7 protein-coding genes are annotated in these 8,053 nt (G+C 70.1%); 4 read left to right on the top strand and 3 right to left on the bottom strand.

All coding sequences use genetic code 11. The features are described from left to right. Nucleotides 1-176: 176 nt before the first annotated feature. Nucleotides 177-617 carry a group II truncated hemoglobin gene (locus FMQ63_RS23170; RefSeq protein WP_020479065.1) on the top strand — a complete coding sequence of 147 codons (441 nt, stop codon included), beginning with the start codon at nucleotides 177-179 and terminating at the stop codon, nucleotides 615-617. Nucleotides 618-637: 20 nt separating this feature from the next. Here the strand turns inward: FMQ63_RS23170 and FMQ63_RS23165 are convergent, their stop codons facing one another. Further along, nucleotides 638-1,567 carry an acyl-CoA desaturase gene (locus tag FMQ63_RS23165; RefSeq protein ID WP_011550476.1) on the bottom strand — a complete coding sequence of 310 codons (930 nt, stop codon included), beginning with the start codon at nucleotides 1,565-1,567 and terminating at the stop codon, nucleotides 638-640. Nucleotides 1,568-1,849: 282 nt separating this feature from the next. Between FMQ63_RS23165 and FMQ63_RS23160 the strand changes: the two genes are divergently transcribed. Then, on the top strand, nucleotides 1,850-2,395 hold the full coding sequence (locus tag FMQ63_RS23160; RefSeq protein WP_011550477.1) for a hypothetical protein: 546 nt from the start codon (nucleotides 1,850-1,852) through the stop codon (nucleotides 2,393-2,395). A 33-nt stretch (nucleotides 2,396-2,428) separates the two neighbouring features. Here the strand turns inward: FMQ63_RS23160 and FMQ63_RS23155 are convergent, their stop codons facing one another. Further along, nucleotides 2,429-3,922 (bottom strand): ATP-binding protein, encoded by a 1,494-nt coding sequence (locus FMQ63_RS23155; protein ID WP_020479067.1) that lies wholly within the window; start codon nucleotides 3,920-3,922, stop codon nucleotides 2,429-2,431. 277 nt (nucleotides 3,923-4,199) lie between these two features. Between FMQ63_RS23155 and FMQ63_RS23150 the strand changes: the two genes are divergently transcribed. Then, a complete protein-coding gene (locus FMQ63_RS23150; protein WP_011550479.1) occupies nucleotides 4,200-6,161 on the top strand; it encodes a potassium transporter Kup in 1,962 nt (653 codons plus the stop codon). 279 nt (nucleotides 6,162-6,440) lie between these two features. Then, a complete protein-coding gene (locus FMQ63_RS23145; protein WP_216608667.1) occupies nucleotides 6,441-7,457 on the top strand; it encodes a hypothetical protein in 1,017 nt (338 codons plus the stop codon). A gap of 10 nt (nucleotides 7,458-7,467) precedes the next feature. Here FMQ63_RS23145 and FMQ63_RS23140 read toward each other — a convergent pair whose 3' ends face one another. Beyond that, nucleotides 7,468-8,049, bottom strand: a complete 582-nt coding sequence (locus tag FMQ63_RS23140; protein ID WP_026114063.1) for a DUF2378 family protein — start codon at nucleotides 8,047-8,049, stop codon at nucleotides 7,468-7,470. Between the last annotated feature and the right edge of the window lie 4 nt (nucleotides 8,050-8,053).

The raw sequence follows: 8,053 nt of genomic DNA, 5'->3' as shown, positions 1-8,053 counted from the left end.
GGGGGATGGGCACGGGTGGCCGTGGCTCTAGCAACCGCCTCTCTCCCAGGTCAAATCTGCCAGGGCGAGCGGCCCCTGGACCGCCTGCCGCTCTGTCCGCCGGAGATCAGCCGGGCGTTTCGAGGGGAATGACGAGTCTCCATGAACCCGGGCGTCTCCAGCGGTAGAAAGAAAGCATGTCCGTACAACTGAAGATGCCGACTGAAGACGACTGGGTGCCGAGCCCGGATGACCTGCCGTACCACCGGCTGGGCGGCACCGACGCGGCCATGGCCCTGGCCGAGGCTTTCTACGACGCCATGGACGCCCACGAGCCGGAGCTGGCGCGCCTGCACGAACTGGACGCCGAGGGCCGGGTGAACCGCGGCACACGCGAGCGGTTCGGCTTGTTCCTCGCGGGATGGTTGGGCGGGCCGCAGGACTACACGGAGCGTCACGGCCACCCCCGACTGCGCATGCGTCATGGCCACCTGTCCATCGGCGTCGCCATGCGTGATGCGTGGGTGCGCTCCATGCAACGGGCCATGGATGCGCGGGGCATCTCCGGGGGCCTGCGCCGCTTCCTCGATGCGCGCTTCGCCCACGTGGCGGACTTCCTGCGCAACGTCGAGGAGTGAAGCACGCCCACATCGGAGCGTCAGGCCCGGCGTAGGGCGAGCACGCAGAGGCGCCGGGTTCGATGAGGCTCCGGGCGGCGCGTGCGTGCGCCCGGACGCGGCGGCAGGTGGGCCAGCGACTTCACATCATGCACCAGCCGCAGCGCGGCCAGTCCGCGCACGGCCCACCAGCCTGGGTCCGGCTGCCGCCACCCGAGCCCCATCTGCGCCGAGGCTGGGTAGACGTGGTGGGTGTTGTGCCACGACTCGCCCATGCTCAGCAGCGCCAGCCAGCCGGCGTTGCGTCCCTGTTCGGCGCAGCCCGGCAGTTCGTAGGGCTGCTCGCCCTCCACGTGGCTCACGTAATGGACGCACCAGAAGCCGTCCTGGGTGAGCGCCAGCCGCACCAGGATGCCCCAGGCCACCCAGGGCGCCCCGCCCAGTGCGTACAACGCCAGGGCGAGCGGCACCTGGAGCCACAGGCCCGCGCGCTCCAGCCCGCGGAAGAACACGTCCTGCGTGACATGGGGCGCCGCTGGCACGTCCGCGGCGCCGCTTCGCGGGTGCCAGGTGTGGAAGAGGGCGTAGGCCATGGCGCGCGTGAAGCCCTCGCGGTAGCCGAAGTAGGGGGGACAGTCCGCTTCCGGCTGGTTCTGGTGGAAGTCGCGCAGGTCATGCATGCGGCTCATCGCGATGGGGCCGCCCAGGCCGGCCAGGGTGCCGAGCAGCGCCAACGCGCGCTCCACGGGCGCCGAGGCACGAAAGGCCCGGTGGATGAGTCCCCGATGCAGGCCCACCGACACGCCCAGGCACATCGTCACCGCGGTCATCCCGGCGAACACCGCCACCGCGCTCCACGAGAAGAAACAGGTGCCCCCGACCAGCGCTCCCACGTGCAGGAGGCTCCAGCGCAGCACCTTGCCTCCGTCCAGCCTCGCCGTTCCCCACCGCGTGTTGCCCGTCTCCGCCATGGCCCGCTCCTTTTGGAAGGGCGCCATCGCAAGGGGCCTGCCACCGGAGGACGGGCCTGTTTCCGCGGGGTTGCGCGCGCGGGATGGGGCTGGGTGTCAACGCCGTTCACGGCGCGCGCCCACGGCGTGGACGGTGGACTCCTGGCGGCCCCTCCCTGGCGGGATGCCCACCGCACCGAAAGCAATTCCCGGGGGTTACCCCAAGGTGCATGACGGGCCGGTATCCGGTGTCCACACTGTCGTTACTCAGCCGGGGATGAAACCGTACGAGGAGGTCTCCACATGAAGCGCATGCTGATGCCGCTCCGCCGGAGCGTGCTGGTGTTGGGGGTGGTGCTGGGGGCGAGCGTGGCGATGGCCGAACGAAAGCAGGACGCCATCAACATGAAGATTGCCTACCAGTCGTTCAACCTGGAGATGACGCCAGAGGCGGTGTCGGGGGCGGACTTCCAGGTGGCTCGCTCGCCCGGGATGCTGAAGGGCCGCGGGCTGAAGGGCAACTTCGCCCTGACGCTGAAGGACGGGGCGGTGGAGGGCGCCGTCGGCGGCGCGCCGGTGAACCTGACGGTGACGAAGGAGGGGGACGCCATCGTGGCCAAGGGCGGATTTGGCGGACGCCCCGTCAACCTGAAGCTGAGCCCCAGCGAGCTCACCATCTACGTCCGCGACTGCACCTACCGGCTGAAGGCGGCGAACACGAACCGCTTCTACACGGGCCGGCGCAGCTGCGACCGGGCCATGACGCCCGACTCGGAAATCTGGCTGCCGGACGAGTTCCTCGCGGCGAGCCCCGAGGAGAAGGCCGCCATCCTGTTCCTCGCGCTGTGAGGGGCGCGCCCGCGCGGGTGAGCCCCGGCGTCCTCACCCGCGCGCCCGCGGCAGCACGACGGTGAAGGTGGAGCCCACGCCCAGCTCGCTGCTCACGGTGACGTGGCCGCCCATGGCCTCCACCACCTCGCGGACAATCCACAGCCCCAGGCCGACGCCGCTGTAGTCCCGGCCGGACACGGCGCGCTCGAAGCGGTGGAAGAGGCGGTGCAGGTGCTCCGGCGCGATGCCGATGCCCGCGTCGCGCACGTCCAGGCGCACGTGGGCCTGGGTGCTGGACAGCGTCACCTGGACGGGGTTGCCCCGCCCGTACTTCATGGCGTTGGACACCAGGTTGGTGAGCACCTGGTCCAGTCGCAGCCGGTCCCAGTAGCCGTGGGCCTCCAACGGCAGTGTCAACGTCAGGCGCGTGCCCGCGCCCGCCAGCTCCGGCTCGAGGCGCTCCGCCACTTCGCGGACCAGGGCGCCCAGGTCCACCGGCTCCGGGTTCAGCTCCAGCCGTCCGGCGTGGATGCGCGACACGTCCAGCAGCGCGTCGATGAGCTTCGCCTGACGCTTCGCCTGCCGGCCCATCAGGTCCAGCCCCCGGTGCAGCCGCTCCCGGGGGACGGCGTCCGGTGAGCGCTCCAGCGCGGTGCGCAGGTTCTGCACCTGGAGCTGGAGCGCGCTGAGGGGGGACTTCAGCTCATGGCTGGCGATGGCCAAGAGCTCCTCGCGCGCGCGGATGGCCTGGCACGCCTCGTGGTACTGGCGCACGTGGTCCAGGGCGAGTGACGCCCGGCGCGCCAACTCCCGCGCCAGTGCCACGTCCCGCGCGTCGAAGGTCCGTCCGGTGCGCGAGAAGACAAGCGCGGCGCCCTTCCGCCCCGGCCACGCCAGCGGCACGCCCAGCCAGGACGGCGGCTCCGCGTCGTGCAGCGCCGGCTCTCCGGACGCGATGATTCGCGACACCGCCGCTTCGTCCGGGACGAGAGGCGTACCCGCATTCAGGGGCTCCCGTGCATCCAGGCCCGCGGACGCCACGCATCGCACCTCGCCCGGGGCATCTTCGAGGAACACGCGGCAGGAATCCGCGCAGGCAGGCACGGCGAGCCGCACCAGGTGCTCCAGCGTCGCGTCCTGCTCCAGGCTGGAGCCGAGGACTTCACTGGCCTCTGACAGGAGCCGTCGGTGGGCCTCGCCCCGGCGCCGCTCGGTGACGTCCACCAGCATGCCCAGGCACTGGGCGGGACCGGTGGTGGCCGGTGGCATGGGCGCCGCCCACAGCTCCACATGGAGGGGCGTGCCATCTCGCCGGTGGAGCTCCAGCTCCAGACAGGGCGGCTCCATGCCCTGCGTGGCCTGCTCCTGATGGCGGCGGAACTTCTCCCAGCGGGCGTCGGTGGCCCAGGGGGCGCGGTGGCCAAGCACGTCCTCCCGGCTCCAGCCGAAGAGCCGCTCGGCGGCGGGGTTCCACAGCCGCACCGTGCCATCCACGTCCATCAGGTGGATGGCCAGGGGGGAGACCTGGAGGATGGCTTCCAGCATCGCTGGACCTCGTGCTCCGGACCGCCGGGCTTCTGCCTGACCAAGTGCCGCCAACATCGTCATCGAGTCCCCCCACCCATCGTGTTGCATGGGAGCATGGCTGTAACGGGGCGAGGAGCGTCCCTCCGGGCAGGGCGGCCATGCCGTCGCGAATGTCGAACATCCCTGGCCTGGGAGTGTTCGTTCCGGACGCACTCCCCGCCCTAGGGCCCTGTGACGCCGAGGCGGGGAGGCGTCAGGCGCACAAGGGAATACTCTGTGCGCGATACGGTGGCGGTTGCTCCAGGCCCGGGTTCAGCTAAAGCGCGGCTTCGTGAAAGCGACCACCACCGGAGTGCCGGGCGGCGAAGACGTCAAAAAGGGCCCGGACACCTTCAAGCGCTCGGCGCTGCTGGCCCTCGGGGCCTTGGGCATCGTCTACGGCGATATCGGCACGAGCCCGCTGTACGCGTTGCGGGAGTGCTTCACGGGGGCGCATGGGATTCCGCCGACGCCCGCGAACGTGCTGGGGGTGCTGTCGCTCATCTTCTGGTCGCTCATCATCGTCGTGTCGGTGAAGTACCTGCTGCTGGTGATGAAGGCGGACAACCGGGGCGAAGGCGGCATCCTGGCGATGATGGCGCTGGTGATGCAGCGGCAGCGCGCGCAGCCGTCCCACCGGTCGCGTCCGATGTTGATTACGCTGGGCATTTTCGGCGCGGCGCTCCTTTATGGAGACGGCATCATCACGCCGGCCATCACCGTGCTCAGTGCGGTGGAAGGCCTGCATGTGGCCACGGCCGTCTTCGACCCCTACGTCATCCCCATCGCCCTGGTCATCCTGGTGGCGCTCTTCCTGGTGCAGCGGCACGGCACCGCGGACATCGGCGCCGTGTTCGGTCCCGTCATGTGCATCTGGTTCCTCACACTCGCCGGGCTCGGCGTGAAGGAGCTGGTGCACAACCCGGCGGTGCTGGGGGCGCTGTCGCCCTGGCACGCGGTGGAGCTGTTCCGCCACAACCACCTGCATGGCTTCCTGGTGCTGGGCGGCGTGTTCCTGGTGGTGACGGGCTGTGAGGCCCTCTACGCGGACATGGGCCACTTCGGCCGCAAGCCCATCCAACTGGCGTGGTTCTCCATGGTGCTGCCGGCGCTGATGCTCAACTACCTGGGGCAGGGGGCGCTGCTGCTGCGCGACGCGAGCGCCGCGCGCAATCCCTTCTTCCTGCTGGCGCCGTCCTGGCTGCTGTACCCGCTGGTGGCGCTGGCCACGGTGGCGGGCGTCATCGCCTCGCAGGCGCTCATCGCGGGGGTGTTCTCCCTGACGCGCCAGGCGATGCAGCTGGGCTACAGCCCGCGCATGGAGGTGGTGCACACCTCGGCGGAGGAGATGGGGCAAATCTACCTGCCCGGTCTGAACTGGGCGCTGCTGGTGGGCGTGGTGGCGCTGGTGCTGGGCTTCCGCTCCTCCAGCGCGCTGGCGTCGGCGTACGGCATCGCGGTGTCCACGGCCATGGTCATCACCACCCTGATGGCCTACGTGGTGGCCCGGGAGCTGTGGGGCGTGCGGCGGTGGGTGGCCATTCCCGTGGTGGGTCTGTTCCTGTCCGTGGAGCTGGCCTTCTTTGGCGCCAACGCGGTGAAGGTGGCGGACGGCGGCTGGTTCCCGCTGCTGATGGCTGTCGTCGTCTTCACGCTGATGACGACGTGGAAGCGGGGGCGCGACATCCTGGCGGCCAAGCTGCGCGCGTCCAGCATCCCCCTGAAGGTGCTGCTGGGCAGCTTCGGCGACCACCCTCCGGTGCGGGTGCCGGGCACGGCCATCTTCATGACGGGCAACGCGGAAGGCACCCCGCCCGCGCTGCTGCACAACCTCAAGCACAACAAGGTGTTGCACGAGCAGGTGGTGCTGCTGACCATCCTCTCCGAGGAGCTGCCGCACGTGCCGCACAGCGAGCGCGTGGAGGTGGAGCCGCTGGAGCAGGGCTTCGTGCGCGTGGTGGCGCGCTACGGCTTCATGGAGAACCCGGGCATCCCCGACGTGCTGAAGCGCTGCCGCGAGAAGGGGCTCCAGTTCCAACTGATGGGCACCAGCTTCTTCCTGGGACGGGAGACGCTGATTCCCACCAAGCGCCCGGGCATGGCCGTGTGGCGCGAGGCGCTGTTCGCCTGGATGAGCCGCAACGCGCGCAGCGCCACCGCGTACTTCCGCATCCCGCCCAACCGGGTGGTGGAGCTGGGCGCGCAGGTGGAGTTGTAGCTCCGTGAACGCCTGAGCCAGGGCGGGTGTGCTTCACCCCATATCTGCCCTTGACTCTTTGCGTTGAATGGCGATTCTGTGCCCTGGGCTGCGCCTCCCTGCCACATTTGCGTCCAATTTTACCCCTCGGACGGAAAATTACGACAGGAAGCAACAAATCGGACCGTATGCCGATAATCATTTTCGTCCGCCGGAATTTGTCTTCTGTCGGCGGAACGAAGCTCGGCATCTCGAAAACTGGTGTCCCCCGGCACCCCTCGTCCGAAATCAGGTCAGTCCATGCTCCTCGACATTGCGCCCTCGTCCGCGAATTCCGCTGTTGCCCCTGTTTCTGCCTGGGCTTCGTCGGAGCAGACGCTGGAGACGCTGTCGGGGCTGGCGCCGCACACGCTGCTGACGCATGCGGACCTCTACCCGCGCATCTGCGTGCGGGACCCCTACTACGCCCTCAAGGACGTGACGGTGATGGGGGAGGGCGAGGTGGTGGCGCGCATCCCAGTGCAGCAGGACCCGGACGCGGAAGCGGGCCCCATTGGCCTGGGTGAGGCGGGGCGGCACCTGGCGATTCTGGGCTCGTGCGCGTCCGCGCTGATGTCGCCCAAGGACGGCCAGCACTTCTACCTGGCGTGCGGCGCGCGCGGGCAGTGGCTGCGCCCGGAGCCCATGGCCCGCGCCACGGACCTGCTGTGGGGGCTGGCGAAGGCGGAGTTCACCGGCCGCCGCTCGGCCACCGCGCACACGCTGCTGTCGCTGCCGGACGGCACGCCGTTCTTCCGCCTGGAGGTGGACTACAACGTGCTGTCCGCCGCCGCCTTCACGCGCCTGTTCGGCGAGGCCCGGGTGGACATGCGCCGCGAGCCGCGCCGCGACGACGGCATGCAGCGCACCCCCGAGGAGTGGGCCAAGCTGCGGCAGAACCCCTACAGCAAGCCGCTGGCGCTGCGCGACTGGCGGCCGGATGGTGAGAGCCTGTCGGCCACGCTGGGGCCGGTGACGGCGGAGATGTGCAAGGGGCACTTCGCGTTGCACCCGGTGATGCCGGTGGCCGTGGTGGCCAGTGGGATGACGCGCGTGGCCACCACGCTGCTTCGCCGGCTGGAAGGCGCGCCGTGGGCCCGCTGCATGGCGAAGGACGTGCGCCTGAAGGCGGACACCCTGGCCTACGCGGGCCAGACGGTGACGTTCGGCGCCGTTCGCAGCGCGCACGACGGTGACGCGCACACCTTCACCTGCCAGGCGTCGGTGGGCGAGCGCGTCGTCGCCGAACTGGACGTCACCTATATCCGCGTGGACTGAGCGTCGCGCCTCAAGCCCACTGGATGTCGTAGTCCGCGCTGTCGATGCCTCGCGGCGTCGCGCGCGCGGTGCCTTGCAGGCCCAGCACCTTCAGCGCGCCGGTGAGGATGCCCTCGTGGTAGGCGGGCGGCAGCATGTCCCGGCGCATGTGCAGCGTGCCGGAGGTGGGGCCGGTGGGCACGTAGTCGCGGCTGCCGTAGCTGACGGCCGCGCCGTAGCCCATCTGCGCGCCCGCGAAGAGCTTCTGCGGGTCCCCGCGGGAGATGATTCCGAAGATGAGCATGCCTGGCCCGGTGGAGAAGCGCGTCACGTCCTTCTCTCCGCAGGCGTGGAAGACGGCGTCCTCGGGCCCCAGCAGCGGCTCCAGCGCGTCCGCCGCGCGGTAGAGGAGCGTCAGGAAGTCCCGCGCCGGGTACGTGAGCAGGTCGGTGTACGCCGCGCCCAGCGCCCCCTGGCGCACTGTCTCCAGTGCCGCCAGGCCCGCCTGCTGCTGGACGAGGCTGAGCACCGACTTGAAGAACAGCCCGCGCACCGAATCACCGGGGTGCACGGCCGCGAGCCGGGCCTCGAGCTCCGCCTTGTTGGACGGCATGGTG

This window comes from Myxococcus sp. CA005 (assembly GCF_006518205.1).
In the GTDB taxonomy this organism is placed as follows: domain Bacteria; phylum Myxococcota; class Myxococcia; order Myxococcales; family Myxococcaceae; genus Myxococcus; species Myxococcus xanthus.
Note: the sequence above shows the minus strand (reverse complement) of the source record. Positions and strands in the feature narration are given on the sequence as shown.